At 36.8% G+C, this 25945-nt stretch carries 18 protein-coding genes and 1 other RNA gene; 10 read left to right on the forward strand and 9 right to left on the reverse strand.

The features are described from left to right. Window positions 1-110 precede the first annotated feature (110 nt). Window positions 111-1985, forward strand: a complete 1875-nt coding sequence (dnaK, locus tag C8C84_RS09705) for a molecular chaperone DnaK (protein ID WP_121313454.1) — start codon at window positions 111-113, stop codon at window positions 1983-1985. A gap of 148 nt (window positions 1986-2133) precedes the next feature. Continuing rightward, window positions 2134-2721 carry a hypothetical protein gene (locus tag C8C84_RS09710; protein WP_147406836.1) on the forward strand — a complete coding sequence of 196 codons (588 nt, stop codon included), beginning with the start codon at window positions 2134-2136 and terminating at the stop codon, window positions 2719-2721. Between the two features lie 61 nt (window positions 2722-2782). Here the strand turns inward: C8C84_RS09710 and C8C84_RS09715 are convergent, their stop codons facing one another. Then, window positions 2783-3832: a glutaminyl-peptide cyclotransferase gene (locus C8C84_RS09715; protein ID WP_121313457.1), complete on the reverse strand. Its 1050-nt coding sequence runs from the start codon at window positions 3830-3832 to the stop codon at window positions 2783-2785. An 85-nt stretch (window positions 3833-3917) separates the two neighbouring features. On the opposite strand from C8C84_RS09715, the gene ffs reads away from it, so the two are divergent. The 5 genes from ffs to fsa all read left to right on the forward strand — a co-directional run bounded on the left by ffs (window position 3918) and on the right by fsa (window position 7022). After that, window positions 3918-4015, forward strand: an RNA gene (ffs, locus tag C8C84_RS09720) — signal recognition particle sRNA small type. 49 nt (window positions 4016-4064) lie between these two features. Then, window positions 4065-5063 (forward strand): enolase C-terminal domain-like protein, encoded by a 999-nt coding sequence (locus tag C8C84_RS09725; protein WP_121313458.1) that lies wholly within the window; start codon window positions 4065-4067, stop codon window positions 5061-5063. A gap of 45 nt (window positions 5064-5108) precedes the next feature. Beyond that, window positions 5109-5912 carry an SDR family oxidoreductase gene (locus C8C84_RS09730; protein ID WP_121313459.1) on the forward strand — a complete coding sequence of 268 codons (804 nt, stop codon included), beginning with the start codon at window positions 5109-5111 and terminating at the stop codon, window positions 5910-5912. Between the two features lie 3 nt (window positions 5913-5915). Further along, window positions 5916-6122: a hypothetical protein gene (locus tag C8C84_RS09735; RefSeq protein ID WP_121313460.1), complete on the forward strand. Its 207-nt coding sequence runs from the start codon at window positions 5916-5918 to the stop codon at window positions 6120-6122. A gap of 243 nt (window positions 6123-6365) precedes the next feature. Next, window positions 6366-7022: a fructose-6-phosphate aldolase gene (fsa, locus tag C8C84_RS09740; protein ID WP_121313461.1), complete on the forward strand. Its 657-nt coding sequence runs from the start codon at window positions 6366-6368 to the stop codon at window positions 7020-7022. A 120-nt stretch (window positions 7023-7142) separates the two neighbouring features. Here the strand turns inward: fsa and C8C84_RS09745 are convergent, their stop codons facing one another. Then, entirely contained in the window at window positions 7143-8552 is a 1410-nt protein-coding gene (locus tag C8C84_RS09745; protein WP_121313462.1) for a thioredoxin-like domain-containing protein, read from the reverse strand. Window positions 8553-8791: 239 nt separating this feature from the next. Between C8C84_RS09745 and C8C84_RS09750 the strand changes: the two genes are divergently transcribed. Further along, complete coding sequence (locus tag C8C84_RS09750) at window positions 8792-10411, forward strand: ABC-F family ATP-binding cassette domain-containing protein (protein ID WP_121313463.1); 1620 nt, start codon at window positions 8792-8794, stop codon at window positions 10409-10411. 92 nt (window positions 10412-10503) lie between these two features. Here the strand turns inward: C8C84_RS09750 and C8C84_RS09755 are convergent, their stop codons facing one another. The 3 genes from C8C84_RS09755 to C8C84_RS09770 all read right to left on the reverse strand — a co-directional run bounded on the left by C8C84_RS09755 (window position 10504) and on the right by C8C84_RS09770 (window position 16657). Continuing rightward, a complete protein-coding gene (locus C8C84_RS09755; RefSeq protein WP_121313464.1) occupies window positions 10504-11652 on the reverse strand; it encodes a DGQHR domain-containing protein in 1149 nt (382 codons plus the stop codon). Window positions 11653-11658: 6 nt separating this feature from the next. Further along, entirely contained in the window at window positions 11659-13155 is a 1497-nt protein-coding gene (locus C8C84_RS09760; RefSeq protein WP_121313465.1) for a hypothetical protein, read from the reverse strand. A 1279-nt stretch (window positions 13156-14434) separates the two neighbouring features. Next, a complete protein-coding gene (locus C8C84_RS09770) occupies window positions 14435-16657 on the reverse strand; it encodes a S41 family peptidase (protein ID WP_121313466.1) in 2223 nt (740 codons plus the stop codon). Between the two features lie 641 nt (window positions 16658-17298). On the opposite strand from C8C84_RS09770, the gene pyrR reads away from it, so the two are divergent. Further along, window positions 17299-17832, forward strand: a complete 534-nt coding sequence (gene pyrR / locus C8C84_RS09775; protein ID WP_121313467.1) for a bifunctional pyr operon transcriptional regulator/uracil phosphoribosyltransferase PyrR — start codon at window positions 17299-17301, stop codon at window positions 17830-17832. Between the two features lie 181 nt (window positions 17833-18013). Further along, a complete protein-coding gene (locus C8C84_RS09780; RefSeq protein WP_121313468.1) occupies window positions 18014-18943 on the forward strand; it encodes an aspartate carbamoyltransferase catalytic subunit in 930 nt (309 codons plus the stop codon). A gap of 30 nt (window positions 18944-18973) precedes the next feature. On the opposite strand, the gene C8C84_RS09785 is transcribed toward C8C84_RS09780, so the two are convergent. The 4 genes from C8C84_RS09785 to C8C84_RS09800 all read right to left on the reverse strand — a co-directional run bounded on the left by C8C84_RS09785 (window position 18974) and on the right by C8C84_RS09800 (window position 25851). Beyond that, window positions 18974-21205: a DUF349 domain-containing protein gene (locus tag C8C84_RS09785; RefSeq protein WP_121313469.1), complete on the reverse strand. Its 2232-nt coding sequence runs from the start codon at window positions 21203-21205 to the stop codon at window positions 18974-18976. 183 nt (window positions 21206-21388) lie between these two features. Continuing rightward, window positions 21389-22516 carry an endonuclease gene (locus C8C84_RS09790; RefSeq protein WP_121313470.1) on the reverse strand — a complete coding sequence of 376 codons (1128 nt, stop codon included), beginning with the start codon at window positions 22514-22516 and terminating at the stop codon, window positions 21389-21391. A gap of 8 nt (window positions 22517-22524) precedes the next feature. Continuing rightward, window positions 22525-23742, reverse strand: coding sequence for an RsmB/NOP family class I SAM-dependent RNA methyltransferase (locus C8C84_RS09795; protein ID WP_121313471.1), 1218 nt, complete (start codon window positions 23740-23742; stop codon window positions 22525-22527). Window positions 23743-23865: 123 nt separating this feature from the next. Then, window positions 23866-25851, reverse strand: a complete 1986-nt coding sequence (locus C8C84_RS09800) for a KUP/HAK/KT family potassium transporter (RefSeq protein ID WP_199717128.1) — start codon at window positions 25849-25851, stop codon at window positions 23866-23868. Between the last annotated feature and the right edge of the window lie 94 nt (window positions 25852-25945).

A 25945-nucleotide genomic window follows, 5' to 3' on the forward strand; every position in this document is an offset into this window, starting at 1 on the left:
TCCCAATGGCCACTTGGCACAATAGTTGTCATTCTCGAAATCGTACAACACAAAGTACTATTCACTCGTAGAGGAATAATCAAAGAATAAATTAAAAGGAGAAAATAAAAATGGGAAAAATTATTGGTATCGACTTAGGTACAACCAACTCTTGTGTGGCCGTTATGGAAGGTGGAGAACCAGTTGTAATTGCTAACGCAGAAGGTAAAAGAACAACGCCATCTGTAATTGCTTTTGTAGAAGGTGGAGAAATTAAAGTAGGTGATCCTGCGAAAAGACAAGCGGTGACAAACCCAACCAAAACCATAGCGTCTATTAAACGTTTTATGGGGAACAAGTACACAGAAAGTGCTAAAGAAGCATCAACTGTTGCGTACAAAGTAATGAAAGGCGATAATGACACACCACGTGTTGATATCGACGGAAGATTGTATACACCACAAGAATTGTCAGCGATGACACTTCAAAAAATGAAAAAAACAGCTGAAGACTATTTAGGTCATACGGTTACCGAAGCAGTGATTACTGTTCCGGCTTACTTTAACGATGCACAACGTCAGGCTACGAAAGAAGCAGGAGAAATTGCAGGTCTTAAAGTAATGCGTATCATCAATGAGCCAACCGCTGCGGCATTAGCTTACGGATTAGACAAACAAGGAAAAGACCAAAAAATTGCCGTTTACGATTTAGGTGGAGGAACTTTTGATATCTCTGTACTTGAATTAGGCGATGGTGTTTTCGAAGTATTGTCTACAAACGGAGATACTCACTTAGGTGGAGATGACTTTGACCAAGTAATCATCGATTGGATGGCTAACGATTTCAATACCGAAGAAGGTGTTGATTTGCGTAAAGACCCAATGGCATTACAACGTTTAAAAGAAGCAGCTGAAAAAGCTAAAATCGAGTTGTCGTCTTCAACACAAACAGAAATCAACTTACCATACGTTACGGCTACGGCTTCAGGACCAAAACACTTAGTGAAAACTTTGACTCGTGCTAAATTCGAGCAATTGGCTGAATCTTTAGTAAAACGTTCTATGGAACCGGTTGTTAAAGCGTTGAAAGATGCAGGTTTAACGACTTCAGATATCGACGAAGTAATCTTGGTTGGTGGTTCTACAAGAATCCCGGTTATCCAAGATCAAGTAGAAAAATTCTTTGGTAAAAAACCATCAAAAGGAGTTAATCCTGATGAAGTAGTAGCAATTGGAGCTGCGATTCAAGGTGGTGTTTTATCCGGTGATGTAAAAGATGTATTGTTATTAGATGTTACGCCTTTATCATTAGGAATTGAAACTATGGGTAACGTAATGACTAAATTAATCGAGTCAAATACGACTATTCCAACTAAAAAGTCACAAGTGTTCTCTACGGCTGCGGACAACCAACCAAGTGTTGAAATCCACGTGATTCAAGGAGAAAGAACGATGGCTGCAGATAACAAAACTATTGGTCGTTTCCACTTAGAAGGAATTCCACCGGCACCTAGAGGTGTTCCTCAAATTGAAGTAACTTTTGACATCGATGCCAATGGTATCATCAAAGTATCAGCTACAGATAAAGGAACAGGAAAATCTCATGATATTCGTATCGAAGCGTCTTCAGGATTGACTCCGGAAGAAATCGAAAGAATGAAAAAAGATGCTGAATTAAACGCTGAAAGCGATAGATTGGCTAAAGAAAAAGCAGATAAATTAAACGAAGCTGACGGTATGATTTTCCAAACAGAAAGTCAATTGAAAGAGTTGGGTGAGAAATTATCTGACGAACATAAAACAGCTATCGAATATGCTTTAACCGAATTGAAAATGGCCTACCAATCACAAGATTTGGAAGCGATTCAAAAAGGGTTAGACAATGTAAATGCCGCTTGGAAAACAGCTACAGAAGCAATGTATGCTCAAGGTGACGCTGGTCAGGCTCAGGAAGCAGAAGCGCAAGGCGATAATACTCAGGATGTAGAATTCGAAGAGGTAAAATAATATAATTCCCGTAGAGACGCGATTAATCGCGTCTTTACAATTAAATAAAAAAACCGTTCCATTTTTTGGAGCGGTTTTTGTTTTTAACACACATCGAATTGATTATTTTGTATATTCGATTCCTGTTTAAACCAAAAAATTGTATCAAATGAAAAGAATCGTTTTATTGGCGTTAATCGCTATGTTGAGTGTCAATACTTACAGTCAGAAAAAGAAACCCGTAGCGAAGAAACCAACCACAACGGCTGCTTCAGGATTAGCCAAAGTAGATAACTTGGTAGCCGAAGTGAAGAAAGGAAATTTCCAAGTAACCATTAATGAAAACGGTAAAGAAAAAGACGCTATGATTGTCAAAGCGGTCGATGCTGGTTTTAAGCCAACGAATTGTAAACTATCTTCATTCACCGCAAGCGGAACTAAATTATATTTATTGACTTGGACCGAAATAGTGCAAATCAAAACCAATAAGAAAACAGAAGACATTACAAATGTTTATTCAGTGATTTATGAGATTACCAATAAAAAACAAGTATTTTCAAATACCCAAACGACCAATCACATTACTGAAATAGTTTCTTTGGGCGGAACAGCCGCTACGGAAACACAGGAAAAAATAAGAAGAGATGGCTTTGAGTTTATCCTGAATCCTGATGGTTCTGTTACTCAAAAAAGCAAGAAGCAGGAAAATAAGTTGGTTTATGATGCCACTAAAATGGAATTTGTAACCAAGAAATAAATAAAAAACCTCTCGATTAAAACGAGAGGTTTTTTTATAAATGCTTCTGAAATCTGAATTCTTATTCCTGCACTCTGATTTCAAAAGCTTTATTCCAATTTTTACCGGTTACGAATATCGTGTTAGTGGTTTTGCGAAATGCAATTCCGTTTAAAACTTCCGCTTCTTTATTGGTTACTTTCGCTCTCAAAGCTGTCAAATCCAATACTGCTTCCACAGCACCGGTTTGCGGATTAATTACAGCAATCGCATCTTTCTGCCAAATATTACCATAAATTTTTCCGTTAATCCATTCTATTTCATTGACACTTTTTATTTTACTGTCATTGGTATAAACGTTTACATGATCAATAAGCTTTTGGCTTTCCGGATCCATTTTCCAAATTTTTTCTGTACCATCTGATTGGTAAAGATATTTTCCGTCATTAGTCAAACCCCAACCTTCAATTTTTTTGTCATAGGGGAATGATTTGATTGGCTTTAACGTTTTGGCATCATAAATAAAGCCTTCAGCATTTTGCCAAGTTAACTGATAAATTTTATCGTTAAGAACCGTAATCCCTTCGCCGAAGTATTGCTGATTTAAATCCGTTTTCTGATATGTTTTTCCGGTCTTATAATCGGTTTTGGCTACATACGATGTTCCTTCACGTCCTGTGCTTTCCATTAAAGTATCCTTATAGAACTCATAACCTTGCGTAAAGGCATTCACATCATGGTCATAAGTATTGACAACGGTATACTTTAATAGTTTGGGAGCAATCGCCGCAGCGACTTCTATTCGGGTTTGGGTCGAAATGGTATCGCCTTCAAAATATACCAAAGCTTTAATGTTTTGGTAGCCCAATTTTTTTCCGTTCAAATCAAAACTGAATTTACCATTGCCTTTTACCGAAGTAATTCTCTCGTTATTGGCAAAGTAAATCACACTGTCTATGGTTTTGCTATTATTGTTCAATAAAGTAAAATCTACTTTATCTGTGGCACTGTATATTGGTTTTATAGCGCTTTCATCAAAGCCGAAAAAGCCTTCTTTGTCTTTTTGTTTATCACCGCAACCAACGATGTTTAAAGCTAAAAAAGTGGTTATGAATAGGTTATGAACTCTCATTTTTTTTAATTAATTTTTCACTCACAAATATATTTATATTGCTCTTAAATTCTTGCAAAAAAATAAAAAGATTGTATATTTGCACCGGCAAGTCCTACACGACCAGCTCCTGCAAAATCCTCCAGGATGGGAACATAGCAAAGGTATGTGGTTGAGCGGTGCGATGTAGGTCGCTTGCCATTTTTTTCAAAAAGTGTCCCGAAAGTATCGGGATTTTTTATTTTTACACCTTATGGTTTTATCCTGGCAAATAGTAAAGTTCAATCTCAAAGAAACCTTTGCCATTGCCTATGGAAATTACACGTTCAGAGAAGCCTTAATTGTTACGCTTCAAAGTCATGGTGAAAAAGGATATGGCGAATGTACTTCGATAGATTATTACCACATTAACTTAGAGGATTTTCAAACTGCTTTAGCCAAAGTCAAGTCCCTAATTGAAAGCCAAAAAACAGTTCCTCCATTCGAGTTTTATTCTTTTTTGGTCAGCTTAAATCTTCCAAGTTTTCTACGTTCAGCACTCGATTGTGCTTATTGGGATTTATTCGGTAAACTCGAGCAGCAAAGTTTTTTAGCACTCAATCAAATCAATTACAACCAACTTCCGGAATCTTCCATTACCATAAGTGTAGATGCAGTCGAAAACCAAATCCAGAAAATAAAACAATCGGCTTGGACAAAATTCAAAGTCAAGTGTAACCATTTTAGCGAAAGCGACATCACCAAATTACTGCAACTGGATAAAAATCTGGCTTTAGATTCTAACGGAAGTTTTACCGCAGAAGAATGTCTTTGGTTGGAAAATAATGCGTTAATTTCAAGCTTCACTTATTTAGAACAACCCATGAAAACAGGAGTAGAGCAGTATTCAATTTTGCATTCGGATAAACAGGCCAATTGGATGGCTGATGAAGATTGTCAGGATATAATGGCTTTAAAAGACTTGGTTCCACATTATAAAAGCATCAATATTAAATTAGTCAAATGTGGCGGATTAACACCGGCGTTGGAAATGATTTCAACGGCTCGTGAATTAGGTTTCAAAATCATGATTGGTTGCATGACGGAGTCAACGATAGGTATTTCAGCAGGAGCTGTTTTAGCACCATTGTGTGACTACGCCGATTTAGACGGCGCCAATTTAATAGCCAATGATATCGCCCAAGGAACTCAGATAGTCAATGGAAAAATTCACTTGAGCGAAAATCACGGATTGGGCATCAAAATAAACTAATTATCTTTATAAGTTTTATATCTAATATTTGAAATTTAATATTTAATGAGCAAAGTAGTACTGATTACAGGAGGTTCCTCCGGAATAGGCAAAGCCATAGGTGAATTCCTCTTTCACAAAGGGTTTACCGTTTACGGCACCAGCAGAAATCCTGATAAAATCACCAATTCGTTATTTCCCTTGATTGCTTTAGACGTTCGCAATAGTGAAAGTATCAAACATGCCGTTGAAAAAGTGATTTCAATTTCTAAACGAATTGATGTGGTCATCAACAATGCCGGCGTTGGCATTACCGGACCATTGGAAGAAATTCCAACTGAGGAAATCAAGAACAATTTCGAAACCAATTTCTTTGGCCCAATCGAGGTTATCAAAGCCGTTTTGCCGCAAATGCGCGAACAAAAATCGGGTTTAATTATCAATATTACTTCCATTGCAGGCTATATGGGATTGCCTTATCGTGGTGTTTATTCGGCTTCCAAAGGCGCTTTAGAAATTATTACGGAAGCCATTAGTATGGAAGTAAAACCATTCGGTATCAATGTCGTAAATGTGGCTCCGGGCGATTTTGCTACCAATATTGCTTCGGGAAGATATCATGCACCGGTTGTTGCAGGTTCGGCTTATGAAACCACTTATGGCAATACGCTGAAACAAATGGACGACCACGTGGACAGTGGCAGCAATCCCGACGAAATGGCAATAGCGATATACCAAATTATCAATGCTAAAAACCCGAAATTGCATTATAAAATCGGTGCTTTTATGCAAAAGTTCTCTATCGTTTTGAAAAGGATTCTTCCTGATAGAATTTATGAAAGCATGTTGATGAATCATTATAAACTATAAACAATGACAAACTGGACAGAAATTTTAATTAGCTTATTACCCCTTTTTATTTTTATCGCATTATTGATATTTATAAGGACAATATTTAAGAAAGCGCAAGCGGCTAACAAGGCTATCTATGATGACAAGCACAATGAAATGATTGGAACGTTAAAAGAAATACGTGATGAACTGAAAGAATTGAATAAAAACAACTCCCAAAAGATGTAATATATTTGTACTTTTGCACAGATTTTGCGTTAAATTTGAAATTAAAAGGAGGACTGCCAGCGGCAGTCAGGTATTTACTTTAGGAAGTCAGAAAAACCGAATGTCCACCTGACATTTTCCTCTTAATATCAAATCATGCACCGCGGACAGCCTGACCCGAAGGGACGCGAGGCTGAAAGCCGACTGCCGAGGGAAACGCCCAACATTTGAAAACACAACTTTTACACACATAAACAGTACACTATGAAATTTTTTATTGACACGGCCAACTTAAACGAAATCAGAGAAGCACAAGGACTTGGCGTTCTTGATGGCGTAACGACTAATCCGTCATTGATGGCTAAAGAAGGAATCACCGGAAAAAACAACATCTTAAAACACTACGTTGACATTTGCAACATTGTTGATGGCGATGTAAGTGCTGAAGTAATCGCGACCGATTATGATGGTATGATCAAAGAAGGAGAAGAATTAGCCGATTTACACGAGCAAATCGTGGTAAAATTGCCAATGACCAAAGACGGTGTAAGAGCTTGTAAATATTTCTCAGACAAAGGCGTTAAAACCAATGTAACTTTAGTATTCTCTGCAGGTCAGGCTTTATTGGCTGCCAAAGCCGGAGCGACTTATGTATCACCATTCTTAGGAAGATTGGATGATATTTCTACAGACGGTTTGGCTTTGATTCAAGAGATTCGTGATATTTATGACAACTACGCTTTTGAAACACAAATCTTAGCGGCTTCTATTCGTCACACCATGCACGTGGTAAACTGTGCTAAAATTGGTGCCGACGTAATGACCGGACCATTATCATCCATCACAGGATTATTAAAACACCCTTTAACCGATTTAGGTTTGGCTCAGTTCTTAGCCGATTACGCTAAAGGAAACCAATAATCAATAGTGTTCAGTGTTCAGTATTCAGTGAGCAGTTGAACCATAACCATAAAAAAAGCGTCCCGATTTTTTCGGGACGCTTTTTTTAACTGACCACTGACCACTGCCAACTGACCACTATTATTTGAGTTCTTCTTCAAAGTTCAACTCAAATATATTCGTAAAAGCGTTTTTAATCGCTCCGTTATCTCCTAAGATAATAGTTCTGTGAATTTTCGTAATAACCCATTTGGCTTTGATGTCTTCAAAATCAACACAGCGCAATTCAGTAATGGTGTCGAACTTATATTTTTTCAATAAGTTTTTCCATTCGTCTTGCGTATCATTAATATTGATGCCTATGAACTGATATTCCGGATGGGCTTTTTGAAAGCTTAGTATTTTTTTGTGAACTCCTTCAAGATGCGAAACGGCGTTCGCGGTCCAAAAGAAAAGCACTGTTTTTTTATTGGTAAAAGTGGTAGAGCTTATTTTATGACCGTTACGATCTATAAGCGTTACTTCCGGGAGTTGGCTTCCGGCTTTTAACAATTGTATGGCGTTACCTATTTTGGTGATTTCATTTTTCTGACTCTTATCTGTCGATATCTTGTGATAAGTGTCTAAAAAGGTTTGGTTGTTCACCATATTTTGATCTTCCAACAAATAAGTAAAGGCGATGTTGTTTAAAATCGTGTTTTTAACCTTTTCGTTTTTAATCAAGGTATCGGCGATATTCATTTTGTTGACATTGGTTTTGAGTGCCAAATCAACTTCGGTAAAATGATTGTGGTAATTGATGGAACCCATATTGTTCAACATGTGCGACAAGTACATCACAAAAGGCGAATAGGAGGAAAGTGCCACATTATTACAATCAACCTTCTTTCTGAAATTGTAAAAATCAGTTGGAATTTGTTCATACACATCATTTCCGGTTCTCATTTTATGCACCATCGGATACAACTCTCTACGCGAATAATACGGAAAGTCTAAGGCCGCTTTGGCATACACATCAAAACTCTCATTCCATTTAAGTTCTTCTTTTTTGTTGGTGTAGAATTTTGTGGCTACTTGATAAGAGGAATCGATGGCTTTGGTAAATTTGTCAATATCATAATCAAAAGCTTCAAAAAGCCTGTTCTTGTCTTTCTCATTTTTCAAATATTGCTCCATGAGAAAGTTGTTTTTCTGATCGCCACGACCACAAAATACAACCGAATTGTCAAAGTCTCGGGTATTGACACGCACCATCAAACTGTCATTCTTATCGAAATAGATGTATTGGTATTCCGGTTCGTGCTTAAATGTGTATAAACCCGGCGCTAAAGAATCAAATTGTACAAAAAAGCGATTGTTTTTATCCAATTTTATCGAATCAATCACTTCATTGTCTTTGCAGAAAAGCACATACGGACTGTTTGGATTTACAATTTCACCGCCAAAATAAGCAACATAGTCATTCCCTTTAAATTCGTTTTTACACGAACTCAAAAGCGTAAGTAAAGGGATAAGTAAAGCAAAAACTTTTAAATTTCTGTAATTGTGCATTGAATAGAAACTAGTAAACAAAAATATTCAGATGATTTGGATTATACTGTTAAGCATTAGTTAAATGTAAATCGCCGTAAATATGTGGCTTTATTATCAATTATCCAATATTTTTTGAGACGTTTTGGCTAATGCTTTTCATTCATCTTGAAAACTAAGTTAGATAAAAAACTGACCACTAATTAACTGAACACTGAACACTATTCACTACTTTTGCAAAAATTTTATAAAACTACAATATGCTTACAGTTTCTAATTTATCGGTTCAATTTGGTAAAAGAATTTTATTCGACGAAGTAAATACCACGTTCACCCAAGGCAATTGCTACGGTGTGATTGGTGCCAATGGTGCCGGAAAATCTACTTTCCTTAAAATTTTAGCCGGCGATATCGACCCCACTTCAGGAAGAGTATTCCTCGAGCCGGGCAAACGTATGTCGGTGTTGAATCAAAACCACAACATGTTCGATGAGCATACCGTGTTGGAAACCGTGATGATGGGGAACAAAGTGTTATTCGCCGTAAAATCAGAAATGGATGCGTTGTATGCCGATTATGATGATAAAAATGCCGACAGAATAGGCGAGTTGCAAGTGCAGTTTGAAGAAATGAACGGTTGGAACGCAGAATCTGATGCCGGAGCGATGTTGTCCAATTTAGGCATTACTGCCGATCAACATTATACTTTGATGGGCGAGATGGAAGGAAAGATGAAAGTTCGTGTGCTTTTGGCACAAGCGCTTTTCGGAAATCCGGATGTGTTGGTCATGGATGAGCCTACGAACGACTTGGATTTTGAAACCATCACTTGGTTAGAGAATTTCTTAGCCAATTATGAAAACACCGTAATCGTAGTATCTCACGACCGTCACTTTTTAGATTCGGTTTGTACGCATATTTCGGATATCGATTTTTCTAAAATCAATCACTATTCCGGAAACTATACTTTTTGGTATGAATCGAGCCAGTTAGCGGCGCGTCAAAAAGCACAACAAAACAAAAAAGCGGAAGAAAAGAAAGCCGAGTTGGAAGAATTCATCCGTCGTTTTAGTGCGAATGTGGCCAAGTCTAAGCAAGCGACTTCCCGTAAAAAGATGATTGAAAAATTAAACTTGGACGAAATCAGACCGTCAAGTAGAAGATATCCTGCGATTATTTTTGATGTAGAAAGAGAAGCCGGAGACCAAATCCTTCACGTGCAAAACCTAGCCGCTTCAGTAGATGGCGAAGTGTTGTTTAAGAATGTCGATTTGAACATGGCGAAAGGCGATAAAGTAGTAGTGTTTTCTAAAGATTCCCGTGCAACAACTGCTTTCTACGAAATCTTAAACGGCAACCAAAAAGCCGATGCCGGAACCTATGATTGGGGCATTACCACCAATCAATCTTATTTACCCAATGACAACAGCCAGTTCTTTACCGACGGCAGTTTGAACTTAGTAGACTGGTTACGCCAGTTCGTAAAAACCGAAGAAGAGCGTGATGAAGTTTACGTTCGTGGGTTCTTAGGGAAAATGATTTTCTCAGGAGAAGAAGCGTTAAAAAAATGTACGGTATTGTCTGGAGGCGAAAAAGTACGTTGTATGTTATCGCGCATGATGATGATTCGTGCCAATGTGTTAATGCTCGACGAACCAACGAACCACTTAGATTTAGAATCCATCACGGCGTTTAACAACTCGTTGAAAAACTTTAAAGGTTCAGTACTATTCACGACGCATGACCACGAGTTTGCGCAAACCGTGGCCAACCGTGTTTTAGAAATTACGCCAAATGGTGTTATTGACAGATACATGACTTTTGATGAGTACTTGGATGATGAGAAGGTTAAAGAGTTGAGAAAGAAGATGTATAATTAAGATGCTAAATGAAGAAACCGCCTGATTGGGCGGTTTTTTTATAAGCCTTTCAATTGCTACAAACTGTTGTTAGCAACTGGCTTTTCGTTGTGTCAAATTTTGTTTGACTTTAATTCACCACTAATAATTTTAGCCACTTTTGCAAATCCAGATTCTGAACTATATCCGCTAAAAGTATTTCCAATTTCCCAATCAGTTGTCACTGTATCTGATTTACTCAAAATAGCTTTAAATATATCCAGAGAAGAAAGATCGATTTTGTTATTATTTTCAGAAATTACACTTCCCAGTAATCCATTTATCGATTTTGCTCCTAAAGTTTTTTGAATGTAATAATTATTTTTATAATGAAATTTTTTTACGTCTAAATCAAAATCGATCTGTTCTTGTGAAATATCAAAACAACTTGGCCATTTTTCAAAAACAATATTCCATGCTTGCAATAGGAATTCTTCAATTTCACTTGAAGCAGTTTTAGTTTTTTCAATTAATTCCCCATCTTGTAATGAAGATATTCCTTTATTATTTATCAGATAAGAAGAAACAATTGATTTAATTGATTCACGAAAAGCATTAACGCCAATAATTCCAATTTTTTCATCATCATGAATACCAAATTTAATCGCATTTTCCCAAACATTTTTCGAGTCTTTATTTTCGTTTAAGTTAAATGCAACTCGAATTGATAGATGCTCATTTATCTCTGAAGAATTTATACTCTTTTCAATTATGTGATATTCATATCTAGCTAACTCAATTAAATCTACTTTTATTCTTTTACTTTTAGAGTTTATGTTTCCAAATATTTCCATTTCTAATGATTTAGAATTTGGAGGAGTGCATAAAATATTTACACTCAAAGGTAATTCTTTAAGAGTTGAATTTATTTTAGCTGCTTCTTCTAAACCTCTGAGTCTATGTTGTCCATCTACAATTCTAAATATCTTAGATTTTATAGTAGAGAAGTCAATATATGAAATACCGTTCTCTACTATTATGAAGCTTTTTATTAATTCACTATCTACACCTAATATAATTGATGTAGGAAAGAGAAATTTATCATCTTTTAAGATATAATTCTTAATTCTATTAAAATGTAAACCATCTGGTTCTCTTTGATATCCACCTAAGTTTTTGCCATAAACCAGTGTTTCACTTGATGAATTAATTAAATCAAATGGTAAAACAGTAGAAATAAAATGATAATTATTCTGATTGTATTCTATTATTGGAAATTTCATATTCTTCTAGTTTATTTTTTTTATTAATTCATTTATGATATATAGAAAATTAGGAGTTACTTTTTTCTTGATATCTGGAAAGGAATTCAATTCACGATTTATGCTAATTAAAGATTTTTTTAATTCAATATCATTAATTGTATCAGAAATATACTTTTGGTAATTTCCATTATTAAGAAATATAAAAATGATCTTACCAATAATTGATATTAAATCATCTTCAAGTTTAGATTCTATAATTGATTTTGTAAATTCCCAGTTTTCTAAAAAAGTTTGAAGTTTTTGAATATTTATTAAAAAACTCTCGTTGCATTCATATTTCAAACTTATTTCATAAAGCTCAGTAATTAATTCTATCATTTCATCTTCTTCATATCCAGGAAAATATTCAATAAGATATATTGAAGTTGCATTAATAATAGTTGCTAGATACTCTTTAAGTTTATTGTCTAAATTACCTTTGTCAATAACTTCATCACTCAATAATAACCAACTAATTAATATAGATTCTAAAATTTTCAAATCATAGTTATTGTTTCTGATTTTTATATAATGATTAATATTTCCGTCTTCTGATTGTAAATCAAAATGTTCAATTCTTAAATTTCTAACCTCAAAGTCCTCTTTTAAATTAATTTTTAATAATGTACTAACACGATATAGGATCTCTGAAATAGAATCAAATTTATATGTTACGTTTTGAAGTATACTTTTAACTGGAGTTGAATACTTTTCCTCAAACCAGCTTAAAAACAATAATGCATTAGCATTTTCTTTATAATCCTTATTTGCATTCCTAATGCTTTCAACAAAATCATCAATATCAAATAATAATTTCCCAACATGATTCATTGATTTTTGAGCAGTATGCCTAACAGGAGTTATTGCATAATCTTTATAAAAAATGGAATGTTCCATGTCGCCCCAAGCTGATACAAGTTTACTTTTTATTTGTAATTCAAAATTGTATTTGTCGTAAGAGCAACGAATTTTATATATAGCTAATCCGTTTCTCATTATTTGAGGTTGTTTTGCAAGGTCTGATTTATTAAAAGTAATATCTTCAGTTTCTGCTTGAGATTGAAATTCTGGTGATTGTATTAATTCACACATGTTTTTACAATCTACATTTAAGTCAGTTAATATTTTAACACCAATTAAATCATCTAAACCAAAAAGTTTTTGTTTGATTGCCTTTTTAGAATTTGCATCTAGATTTTCAAAATTAATTTCATTAATGAAATCATTTATTAGATTGTTTCTAATGAGTTTTTCTTTTAAGCTATCAGGTTCTTTTATTCTACTAATAAAGTTGTAATGTCTAATATCTCTAACACTATTCTTTGAAATAAGGTTATATTTCAGAGCAGATGCATCTATTATTCTTTTCAGTTTTTGAACAATAATTTCAGCCTGATTTTGATAAACTTTAGAACTTATATCATCTTCAAACTCATTGATGATTATTCCAATATTTTTAATTTCACGTTCAATAAGATGCATGTTTTTCTTTATTTATTGATGTTGATTAAGCTTGCTACTAATGTTTTGATAAGTATTAAAAATACCCAGCCTATTCCAAATATAAATAATCCCCACCAATCCCTTTCATTTCTTGTAAAATAAATCCCCTTATCGGGTTTTTTAGGTTTTTGGTCGGGAGTGAGGGAAAAGGGAAAAGGGAAAAGGGAAGAGGGAAGAGGGATAAGGGAAAAGCTTTCTTAGTACTTTGAGTCTTTTTCATCCTCCGTTGAGTCTTCGTTATTATCCGAAGCTTGTTTTTAGTGGTTCGAAGACCATTTTTTGTTCTCAGAAGTTGGAGGGAAGGCGTCCGAAACTCGTTAGTAATCCTCCGAAGAGTAAAGTAATCCGTCCGAAGCTTGTTCTTGAGAGTCCGAAGCTCGTTTGCGGGAGTCCGAAGCTCGTTCTCCGGCTGGGAGGGCTTGGAAATGCTGGAAAGTTGGTTTTTTGAGGAAATTGAGAGGAATGAGGGAAAAGGGATATGGGAAAAGGGATAAGGGATAAGGGAAAAGGGATATGGGAAAAGGGAAAAGGGAAAAGGGAAAAGGGATAAGGGATAAGGGATAAGGGATAAGGGAAAAGGGAAAAGGGAAAAGGGAAAAGGGAAAAGAGAAAAGGGGAAAAGAGAAAAGGGAAAAGGGAAAAGGGAAAAGGAAAAAGGGAAAAGGAAAAAGGGATAAGTCAACCCCCCCGCTACCGCGCGAAATGAAATTCGACGAAGTCAATCCTTTCGCGTGGTATGTGGTACTTCAATACTACAACTTAAAATACCTAAAAACACAATCCCTCATCATTATGAAACTTGTAATTCTTGTTCATCTGTTCTTTTTACCAAACTAGTAAAACTTTTTAGAATCACGTTTAATAGAAACACGCGAAGGGATTTGCGCGGTAGCAGGGGAAGGGATTCGAGCGGTAGCGGGCGCAATGAACGCAAAGGTTTCTGTTATCAACCAAACCAACTGACCACTGACTACTGAACACTAAAAACTTAACCGCAAAGCACGCAAAGAAGGCGCAATGAACGCAAAGGTTTCTGTTATCAACCAAACTAACTGACCACTGACTACTGATCACTAAAAACTTAACCGCAAAGCACGCAAAGAAGGCGCAATGAACGCAAAGGTTTCTGTTATCAACCAAACTAACTGACCACTGACCACTAAAAACTTAACCGCAAAGCACGCAAAGAAGGCGCAATGAACGCAAAGGTTTCTGTTATCAACCAAACTAACTGACCACTAAACACAATCCACCCCAATCAATCCTTTCGTATAAACTCTAAAGCTTTCTCAAGTACTTCATCTTTCCCTTTAGTAAAACCTTCAATAGTGGGTTTGACCACTATATCAGGAACTATCCCAATGCGCTGGGTTTCTTTGCCGTCAGGATAATACACCCCAATACCGCTAATCATGGTCATAATACCACCCGGAAGTTTGATAGTAGATACATTTCCGTCTGCACCGGCTGTGGTAGAACCCATAACGGTGGCGTTTGGTGCAGTTCGGTACGCCATGGCGTGGTATTCGGCTGAACTTTGCGTGGTTTCATCAACCAGTATAATTACTTTTCCTTTAAAATAATCGCTGTTGTTGGAGCCTACGTAAGTACCTTCACCGAAATAGGTAAACAAGCCCGGGGTTTTCAAACTGCTATTGGAGAACTTGACAAAGAGATTCCTTTGAGGAAGTAAAAGTTTGCTCAATTCAAAAATAGGAAAATCCGAAGGGTAATTTCGGTCATCAATAATCACTGCTTTGGCCTTTTGCATTTGTTTTCCAATATCGGCTAACTCCTTTTTCTTTAAATCGCCGTGGTGAATGTACAGGATGTCTTGGTCCAACCATTTATAACTTGGCTCAGTACTTTCGTCCGGATTGTAAAAGTTGATTTTGTTCGTCGGATAGGTTTTAATGGTATGCGTCAGGATTTCGTTGTTGCGTTGATAAGTCACAGTAACCAAGCTGTCATTGCTGCGCAAAAGTTTGGAACCAATGTCTCTCAACTGTGTCGGATAATTGGACGCCGGAGTTCTTTTTAAAAGGTCTTTGACTATTTGGGTGACTTCTTTGTCATTCACTTTCAGAATAACATCTCCTTTTTGCAGTGGGTTTTCTTTCGCCAAAATCTCATCATAGTAATCAATTACGACAGCTTGCTCTTCAATAAATTTAACTTCATACGCCGGATAATTTTTGCCCCAAAAGTCACTCAGGGTTTTGTTGCCGCCCCAAATATTAGCATGGGTATCATGAATGCGGGCAATCAATTCCAACATCGTCAGCGTGTATTCGGTTTTGTCTTTGGCGGCGATTGCTTTCGGAATAAACTCTTGCAAAACACCTTTCCAATCTTCTTCGATTAGGTTCTTATATGGAAAATAATATTGTATCATGTTCCAATAACGGTACAACGACAATAAGCGATAACCGGCATCAGGATGTACCATATCAGCATAAGCATTTTCGTTTTGGAAATTAGGATTTTTAACACCGGCATGAAAATCAATATAATAATGCTTATTATTTCTATCCGCATTCTTGATTTTCAACAGTTGGTTTTGCAGTTCCGCCGAAAAGCCGCTTTGGGTTAACCAATCTAAATCGGGTTTTATTTTGACTTCCTCCGGCTTAAAGGTTTCGGGTTTTCCTTCTTTTACCTCGCCCAATTTTTTAATCCATTCCAACAAAGCCAAATCTCTTTCTGTAGCGGTTTTGGCAGCCAGTATTTTAGGCGTGATTCTAAACAACTCAAAATCCCAGTTATAATCTCCTTTAGCAATTGCCGGATGATGGTATTTTAAGAAACCCCAAATCAGACCAAGCGTTTTTAGATTCTCCAATTGTATGGCATTCGGCGTAAAATCGGCAATGGTAGAACCTTGGGCAAACTCAGTATCCAAATCGGCGGGTAATTTTTCCTTTTCAAAGATTTTGGCATTCTTCAATTCTTTTCGGTCAATGTGCACTTCCAAATCATCAATCCAAATTTTTCCTTTGCCCACCAATAAACCGCCTAATACGATTTGTGTAGTTTCTTGCGGATTCATTTGAAGTATTATTTCAAATTTCTGCCAATCGTTGGTGCCTTTAATGCCTTTATTTTTCATGTTGTCAAAACCTATCGATGGATCAATTCGCATCCACAAACCGGCAAACCCGGTAGTAACATTCTCTGTTTTTAGATAACCGCTGAGTTTTATTCTGTTGCCTTCATAATTAGCAGGCAAAGTAAAGTTCCAAGCCCTAAAATTGGCCACATCACTGTCATTGCTAATCGATAAAGAATATTTGCCGCCATGCACTATGGTCGAGTCAACAACGGCAGTGAATTTTTCATTGCCAAATAGCGTCCAGCCAACCGCTTTACCATCGACGACCATTTCAATGTCTAAATTTAATATCGTGTTTTTGGGTTGTGCTTGCGCGTTAATCGCTAAGGTGAGGCAACAAGTAAACAGTAAAGAGAAAAAATGTTTCATGTATGGAAGTGGGTTTAAATGGATTGTATTTCAGGTTTTAAAATTGGGAGTTTCCTCGGTAAGTTGTTTTCCCTTTAACAAAAAAATAGGAAAGATTTTAATTTATGGTATCATTTTGCACAGTACCTAATTAATGCAAAAGTCTTAGAATGTGGATAAAGCATCAAAGATACTTGCAAGCTTACAACTCCCAACTGTCATCCAACAAAGCTTCTCGGTTTAAACTAAACCAACTGACCACTGGCCACTAAAAATTTAACCACAAAGAACGCAAAGAAGGCGCAAAGAACACAAAGTTTCTGTTGTCCGTTGTCCGTTGTCTGTTGTCTGTTGTCAGAAAATCTGAATATCAGAAAATCTCTGTGAAGCTCAATAATCTCTGTGAATCTCTGTGTAACATATTTAACAGCAAAGCATCTCGGTTATAAACCAAACCAACCGACTACTGACAAACGGCTCTCGATTAGCTGCGCTCAATTTGGCTAAAGCCTCGGGTCATTTTTTGTTCCGTTGCACTCCACAAAGAACACTCGAACTGACGAACCTTGTAACTTACAACCGACAACCGACAACCCACAACTTACAACTAATTTGCCTTGCTTAAAAAAAAACGCTACTTTTACCACCCAAACAACACTACCATGAGTCAAAAAGTATTGCTCACTTCCAAAGAAGTCAATATCATACTCCATCGTTTGGCTTGTCAGTTAATCGAAAACCACCTCGATTTTTCCAATACCGTTTTAATAGGCATACAACCGCGAGGCACTTATTTGGCCAACCGTGTCAAGGCTTTGTTGGAGCATGATTACCAAATCAAAGACGTTCAATTAGGTTTCTTAGACATCACTTTTTTTCGCGATGATTTTCGTCGGGGCGAAAAACAATTGGAAGCCAACAAAACCCAAATCGATTTTTTGGTAGAAGATAAAAAAGTGGTTTTTATTGACGATGTGCTATTCACCGGAAGAAGTATCAATGCGGCTTTAACCGCCGTTCAATCCTTTGGAAGACCCTCAGAAGTAGAACTTTTGGTACTGATCGACAGAAGATTCAGCCGCCATTTGCCCATACAACCCGATTACCGCGGACGTCAGGTAGATGTCATTAATGATGAAAAAGTAATCGTGTCTTGGAAGGAAAAGGATGGAGAAGATGCGGTTTATTTAGTATAAGGGAAAAGGGAAAAGGGATAAGGGAAAAGGGATAAGGGAAAAGGGATAAGGGATAAGGAATAAGAGAATTACGAATTTTAGCAGAGACAACAACATATAACTTACAACATACAACACCCGAGGCATTTGATATTAAGAAAAATTAATAATCGGAGCGCAGCGAAATAATACAACAAAAAAAATGTCCGAACTGTCAGTCAACCATTTACTAGGAATAAAATACCTGCAAAAGCAAGACATCGACTTGATTTTTGAAACGGCAGATCATTTCAAAGAAGTGATTAACCGCCCGATTAAGAAAGTGCCTTCATTGCGCGACATTACCATTGCCAATATTTTTTTTGAGAACAGTACACGTACGAAACTCTCATTCGAATTGGCGCAAAAAAGACTGTCAGCCGATGTAATTAGTTTCTCAGCAGCGCAATCTTCGGTTAAAAAAGGCGAAACGCTGATTGATACCGTAAATAACATTCTGTCAATGAAAGTCGATATGGTCGTGATGCGTCATGCCAATCCGGGTGCCGCTTACTTCTTATCACAAAATGTAAAAGCCAGCATCATCAACGCCGGAGACGGTGCCCACGAACACCCAACGCAAGGTTTACTCGACAGTTACTCCATCAGAGAAAGACTGGGCGAGGTAGGAGGAAAGAAGGTGGTAATCGTAGGCGATATTTTGCACTCGAGAGTGGCTTTGTCTAACATCTACGCTTTGCAAATGCAAGGTGCCGAAGTCAAAGTATGTGGCCCAAAAACACTCATCCCGAAATACATCGAAAGCCTGGGCGTAACCGTTGAACCCAACTTAAGAAAAGCTTTAGAATGGTGTGATGTAGCCAACATGCTTCGCGTGCAAAATGAAAGAATGGATGTGAATTATTTCCCATCGACCAGAGAATACGCACAGCAATACGGATTAGACAAAGCATTATTGGATTCACTCCAGAAAGAAATCATCATCATGCATCCCGGACCAATCAACCGTGGTGTTGAAATCACTTCGGATGTAGCCGATTCTCATCAATCGGTTATCTTGGAGCAAGTGGAGAATGGCGTTGCCATAAGAATGGCAGTGATTTATCTCTTAGCTTCTAAAATACAGCAATAAAAAAAGCCTCGATATTTCGAGGCTTTTTTGTTATTCTATTTTCAAATTTCTAAGTTGTTTCAACTTGTCTTTCAACGTGGCCAACTCTTCTTTTTTGAAGTCGATGTTTTTCATTACTTCTTTCACCATCGGATTATCTGCTTTCGCTTTGGCAAAGAATTGGATGTTATTCTCCAACTGGAAAATTTCTCCTTGTACTTCGTCAATTTTACGCATCATGAATACTTTTTCGTTGTCCAGTTTACGAGTGTCTGAATTGGCTAAATGGTCTAACTTGTTGGCATAACGCGCCATTTCGTTGTCTTTTTTGCTCAAGCTTAATTTCTCGAATAAAGCATCCAGGATTTTGTTGAATTTCCCTTCAATATGACGACGGGCAAAAGGTACTTTTCCAAAGCTTTTCCATGTTTCGATATGTGCTTTGATGGCATCTAAATCGGTTTTGTGTTCCCCAACCAATTCAAAAGCTCTCAAGGTTTCTAGGTAGGCTTTTTTCTTTTCAAAAGCTTCTACTTCTTCTTCATTCACCTCAGATTTCTGCTCTTTCAATTTCTCGAAATACTCATTACAAGCGGCTCTGAATTCTGTCCAAAGTTTGTCCGAGAACTTTCTCGGTACATGACCAATGGTTTTCCACTCTTCCTGAATTTGTTTCATTAATGGCGTTGTTGCAGCAAAATCAGTACTTTCTTTTAGCTCATTGGCTTTGGCCACTAACGCTTGTTTTTTAGAAAGGTTATCGTTTTGGTCTTTTTTAATGTCTTTGTAGAAAGAGTTTTTCAATACATTAAAACTTCTTACTGCATTTTTGAAAGCGGTCCAAGTGTCTTCATTGACTTCAGAAGGCACTTTTCCGGCCGCGAAGAATTGATTTCTCAAAGCTTCTACTTTTTCAATTTGGCCTAACCAAGCCGCATGAGAGTTTACTTTTTCTTGCGCCAACACTTCAATTTGTGCGATGATTTCTTTCTTCTTCTCTAAATTGGCCGTTTCACCTTCGCGTAGTTTTTCGTATAAACTTTCGCGTTTGTCGTGCATTTGTTTGGTCAATTCACTAAAGCGATTCCAAATTTCCTCACGTTGCTCGCGAGAAACCGGACCGATATCTTCTTTCCAAATGCGGTGTAAATCTTGTAGTTCACGGAAGGCTTTGTTGATGTCTTCTTCGTGAACCAATTCTTCTACACGCGCTATGATTTTTAGTTTTTGTTCTAAATTGTGTTTGAAATCTAAGTCACGTGCCTCACGGTCTAAGTGCAGAATGTCATAGAAATTCTCCAAGTGAAAGTGGTAATTGTTCCAAACGTGGTTGTACTTGTCTTTCGGAATAGCTCCGGCTACTTTCCAACGATCGCGGATGTCGTTAAATTTCTTCAACGTTACCGGGATACTTTCCTGACTGTGGATTAAGTTTTTAAGTTCCTCTACAATGGCCATTCTGTTTTCTAAATTGGCTTGTAGGTTGTTTTGTAAACTTTTAAAATGCGTATTTTTCTTGTCTCGGTATTGCGAGTACAATTGGTCAAATTTAACTTTTAAAGGAAAATGATAATGGAAATCTTCTGTAGTATCCGGATTTTCAGCGTGGAATTCGTCTTTTTTCTCTTCTATAAAATGGTGGTATTTTGACAAGAAAGATTTTTTCAATTCTTCCACATGGTCTTTAACCGACATCACTTTTTCTACTACGACTAGATTACCCAATTCATCCACCAATTGCTCCATGGATAAAGTTTCATAATCCAGCATTGGAATATCGTGACGTTCTTTTAACGATTCGTCTTCACCTTCTTCAGCATTCACTTCCTGAATAGCATTCATGGCAACATCACTAGCAGTTTGCACCGCCTGTTCGCTTACGCTCGAGTCATCGGCTACTTCTTCAGCAGTCAATTCAACAACAGTATTTGGAGTTTCTTCTGAAACCACTTCTACAGTTTCTTCAACCAATGCTTCTTTTTCAGCGGCAACTTCAATTTCGTCTTCAGTAAGTTCTTCGGTTAAAACCGCAGCTTCAGTCGCAGTTTCTTCTGTCACTTCCTCAGTAATATCACTTCCGGCTTCAACAGTTTGCACCGCTTCAGCTTCTTCTGCTTGGATTTCCTCAGTTGTTTCAGCTTCAACAGTATTACTGCTAACTTCCAACTCCGGACTTTCATCTTGAGCTGTAGTTTCCTGATTTTCAGTAGTGGTCACTTCCGGTGATTCGTTTACTACATTTCCATCTGCATCTTGCAGGTTATCATTCTTTTCTTCTAACATTTGTATAAATGTTTAAGGGTTACACATTATGAGGGCGAAAGATAGTAAAGATGCGTTAAAGTTCAAAGAAAATCGGCTTTTTCTATGCTTTATTGTGTTGATTATTTTTAGTAGGCAAAGCCTAGAACAAAAAAAAACGCTGTTGAATACAACAGCGTTTCTCTCTATAATTTATTTTTGAATTTAGTTGACTAAAACTTTTTTGGTCACTGAATCATTGTTGCTTGACAGTTTTATGAAGTAAAAACCTTTAGGCAAATTACCGATGGTATAGGTATTGTTTTCTAAAGTTGGTCTTTTAATTTGTTGTAAAATTTGACCGTTAATGGTGATGATTTCAATATCATCAAGCGCAATTTCAGTTGAAATAGTTACAATGCCATTGTTTGATGGATTCGGATAAAGGGAAACGGCATTTAAGCTTTCAAATGTGGAAGTTCCCAAAGGCAATCCCCAAACGGTAGTCACATAAGTGTTGTTGTCAATGTATGGATTTCTGTTGCTTTGACGAACATAGATAGCATTGTTTCTGTCGATTTCTCTTTGGCTTACAGGATCTTGCTGATTCCATGTCAATAAAATGTTTAGGAATGTTGGCGAGAATGATTGTCCGGTTGAACCATCAAACATAACCTTAGATAATGAATTGGAAGTTGAATAAAAACTAGCCAATTGGTCTTCATATCTTGTAACAAAGTAAAGTAACATTCTGGCAATATCACCTTTGAATTCGTCTATTGGTTCAAATACTGTTGAAGTAAATCCGGCAGAATAACCTGAGTTTAGATTCAAGCCTCTTTTAGAGCCATTAGAATAGGTATTGGTCGCATTGTTAACTCTTCCAAACGGAAAATCACCTCTTTGAGCATTCACGTGTTTATCCGAAGGAATAACAAAATGGGCGTCAGAATACATTGGGGTAACACCGTTTCCAAAATAGGATTGCGGTACCAAGTGCTCTCTGTTATAACGTTCACATTCATTATTTCCTAATGTACCATCGTCTTGTAAACCGCCACCGTACACAAACTCACATTCGCTTCCGGTTGGGTTTTCAGTATACATGTCTAACATTGTATCATTGTTCTCATAATACATATCAATGTCAGAAGTTAAATAGGTTGTATATAAACCCGAGTAAGTTCTGTCGTTGTGGCCATTGATGATATTGAACAATTGCGTTTTAAGCGTGTAACCTGTTCCGGTAGCCGTATTGTAATATCCCGGTGGAATGGCATTAACCGATTGGGTTTGTTGCGCAAAACCAACAAGTGTAAGACTAAAAAATAAAAGGGTAAAGATTTTCTTCATTTGTTTTTTTATATTTCTTTTCGTTCTAATAAGGCCATGTAAAAACCATCGAATCCGGTTTCTTGTGCCAAAATCTTAGTATCTTTTACAAAGGTAAATGATTTCCCAATCTCGGTAGTTAAGAAATGTTTAATTTGTTCCTGATTTTCAGACGGTAGGACTGAGCAAGTAGCATAAACCAATTTGCCGCCGGGTTTCACAATTTTAGAATAATTTTCTAAAACTTCAGCTTGTACTTTTCTGATGTTATCGATGAATTCAGGTTGGAGCTTCCATTTGGCATCAGGATTTCTTTTTAAAACACCCAATCCACTACAAGGTGCGTCAATCAAAACTCTGTCTGCTTTCTCGTGAAGTTTTTTAATCACTTTAGTCGAATCGATAATTCGGTATTCTATATTGAAAGCGCCGTTTCTTTTGGCTCTTAATTTTAATTGCTTGAGTTTACTTTCATACAAGTCCATGGCAATTAATTGCCCTTTGTTTTGCATTAAAGAAGCCATGTGCAGTGTTTTTCCGCCAGCGCCGGCACAAGTATCAACAACTCTCATTCCCGGTTGTACGTCAAGGAAAGCAGCGACCAATTGCGAAGAAGCGTCTTGTACTTCGAAGAAACCTTCTTTGAAAGCATCCGTTAAAAATACGTTGGCTCTTTCTTTTAGGACTAAAGCATCGGGTTGGTCTTTTAGGAATTCCGTTTCGATGTTTAAATCCATTAAAATGGCCCGAAGTTTTTCTTTGGTTGTTTTTAGAGTATTTACCCTAAGTATAACTTGGGCTTGCTTGTTTTGAGCTGCAATTTCTTTGGTCCAAATGTCTTCGCCTAATTCTTTTACACCGAGTTCATCCATCCAATCCGGAATAGATTCGCGCATTTTTCTGATTTTGGATAACTCGTCAAAGCGACCTTTAATTTTGCGTTCCGGCGTACCTTCTAATTGTCTCCAATCGGGAATTGGGTAACCGCGTAAAACCGCCCAAACGGCAAATAATCGCCATAATTGGTCACGGTCAAAAGGTTCTTTTACGTCGGCAATTTCCATGTAGAGTCTTTTCCAACGTACGATTTCGTAGATGGTTTCGGCCACAAATTTACGGTCGGAACTTCCCCAACGTTTGTCTTTTTTTAAGGCACGAGCCACCACTTTATCGGCATATTCCCCTTCGTTGAAAATGGCATTTAAAGAGTCAATCGTGGTATAAACTAAATTTCGATGTAATCGCATGTTGTAAAAAAATAAGCGTGCAAAGATATTCCTTTTTTGTTATGTAATGTTAAAATTAACAGGTTTAAAAAGGAATACGTTTGTTAAAATACAACAAGTAGGTGATGCGTCTAATAGTATTGGCTACAATTCAGGGCAATCTCTTTCAATTCTGCGCATTTCAATTTTTTCCGGCGCATGAATTACCAGTGGGAATTGTTCAATTTTCACCGAACTACTGTCTAAACCAAATCCTTTTTCTTCAGACAAACTGAGTTTTTTCATAAGGAAATAGGTATTCATAACTATTTTTTCGAAGAAAGTTAAATCGCTGTCGTTGGATAAGAATTTTTCAGAAAGCACAAACTTGAAATCACCTATGATGTTGTTTTTGTTCAAAGATTCATATCTACTGGTGATATCTACTTCGCCACGTACCACCATTTCTTTGATAACCTGTTTGAACATTAAATTAATCTTAGTTGGTTCACGGAAACCAAGGTAGAAATCAATTCTGTAGATGTCATCTTTGATAATTTCGGTAACTTTGTATTCTTTTTTGTAGGGTTCGCTTAAGATATTAACGTGAATAAACCAATACAAATCGGCTCTTTTAGGACGTTTTTGAAGTATGGAGTACATCACTTTTTCTTCAATTTCATCACTTCGGTTCGAATTGGTCATGTAAACCAAATGCGTAGCATATTTTGGAATCGAAAGATCAACACTCAATTCAGCTAAAACCTTTTTGTAGTTTTCAATTTTAACGATTTTAGTGTAGTTTTTACTAATTTGTTTTGCCAAATACCAAGTCGCCATAACACCAATTAAAGCAGAAGCAATTATTAAGGTTACAAATCCACCATGGATGAATTTTGGAAGAATGGCGGCCAAGAAACTGAATTCAATTATGAGATAAGCTGTAATAATGGCACCAATGATGTACCATTTTACCCTTTTCATAATTAAATAAAAATTCAATAAAATGGTGGTCATGATCATGCAAAGTACGATAGCTAGACCATAGGCATGTTCCATTGCGCTTGATTTTTCAAAGTACCAAACGATGCCAATACAACCTAAAAGCAATAACCAATTGATGGAAGGAATGTACAATTGTCCTTTTAATTCCGTAGGATATTTGATTTTTACTTTTGGCCAGAAATTCAATCTCATGGCTTCATTAATTAAGGTAAATGAACCACTGATTAAAGCTTGAGAAGCAATAACTGCAGCTAGTGTCGCAATTACTACCCCGATAGGTTGGAACCAATCAGCCATAATGAGATAAAATGGATTTCCGTCTTTTCCGCCTAATTGTTCTAATGTTTGGCCTTCATGGCTAATTAAATAGGCACCTTGGCCAAAATAATTCAGCAATAACATAGTTTTTACAAAAATCCAACTGATGCGAATGTTTTTTCGTCCGCAATGTCCCATATCCGAATACAATGCCTCAGCTCCTGTAGTACAAAGGAATACAGCTCCCAAAACAAAAAAGCCTTCAGGATGAATTTGAAGTAATTCATAAGCATAATAAGGGTTTATTGCATTGAAAACAGAAAAGTCATTCATGATTTGTAATGCTCCTAAAATGCCCAACATCGAAAACCAAATCAGCATCATTGGGGCAAAAAACTTCCCTACTAATTTGGAACCAAATTGTTGTATGGTAAACAACACAAACAAAATACAAATTACAATAATTTGAATGGTTTGGGTTTCCATTTCATAAAAAGTATTGATACCTTCTACTGCAGCCGAAACAGAAATTGGCGGCGTAATGATACCGTCAGCCAATAGCGCACTACCACCAATAATCGCCGGAACAATAAGCCATTTAATTTTGGTTCTCTTAACCAACGCAAACAAAGCAAAAATCCCACCTTCACCATGGTTATCGGCACTTAGGGTTATGATTACGTATTTAATGGTGGTTTGTAGTGTTAGCGTCCAAAATACACAAGATATTCCACCGAGAACAATGTCTCTTGAAATTTCATGAACGCCAAGGATAGCTTTCATTACATAGAGCGGCGAAGTACCGATGTCTCCATAAATTATTCCTAATGCTACTAATAATCCGCCAACGGATAATTTGCTATGAAGACTACTATTATGCGAACTCATAATGAAAAGTTAAAGACTGCAAATTTATATTTTTTTGAATTACCTGATTGAGGAATACCCAATTATTTTTAAAAACAAAAGACATCGCCTAAAC

Origin of the sequence: Flavobacterium sp. 102 (assembly GCF_003634615.1) — a bacterium.
Classification (GTDB): Bacteria; Bacteroidota; Bacteroidia; order Flavobacteriales; family Flavobacteriaceae; genus Flavobacterium.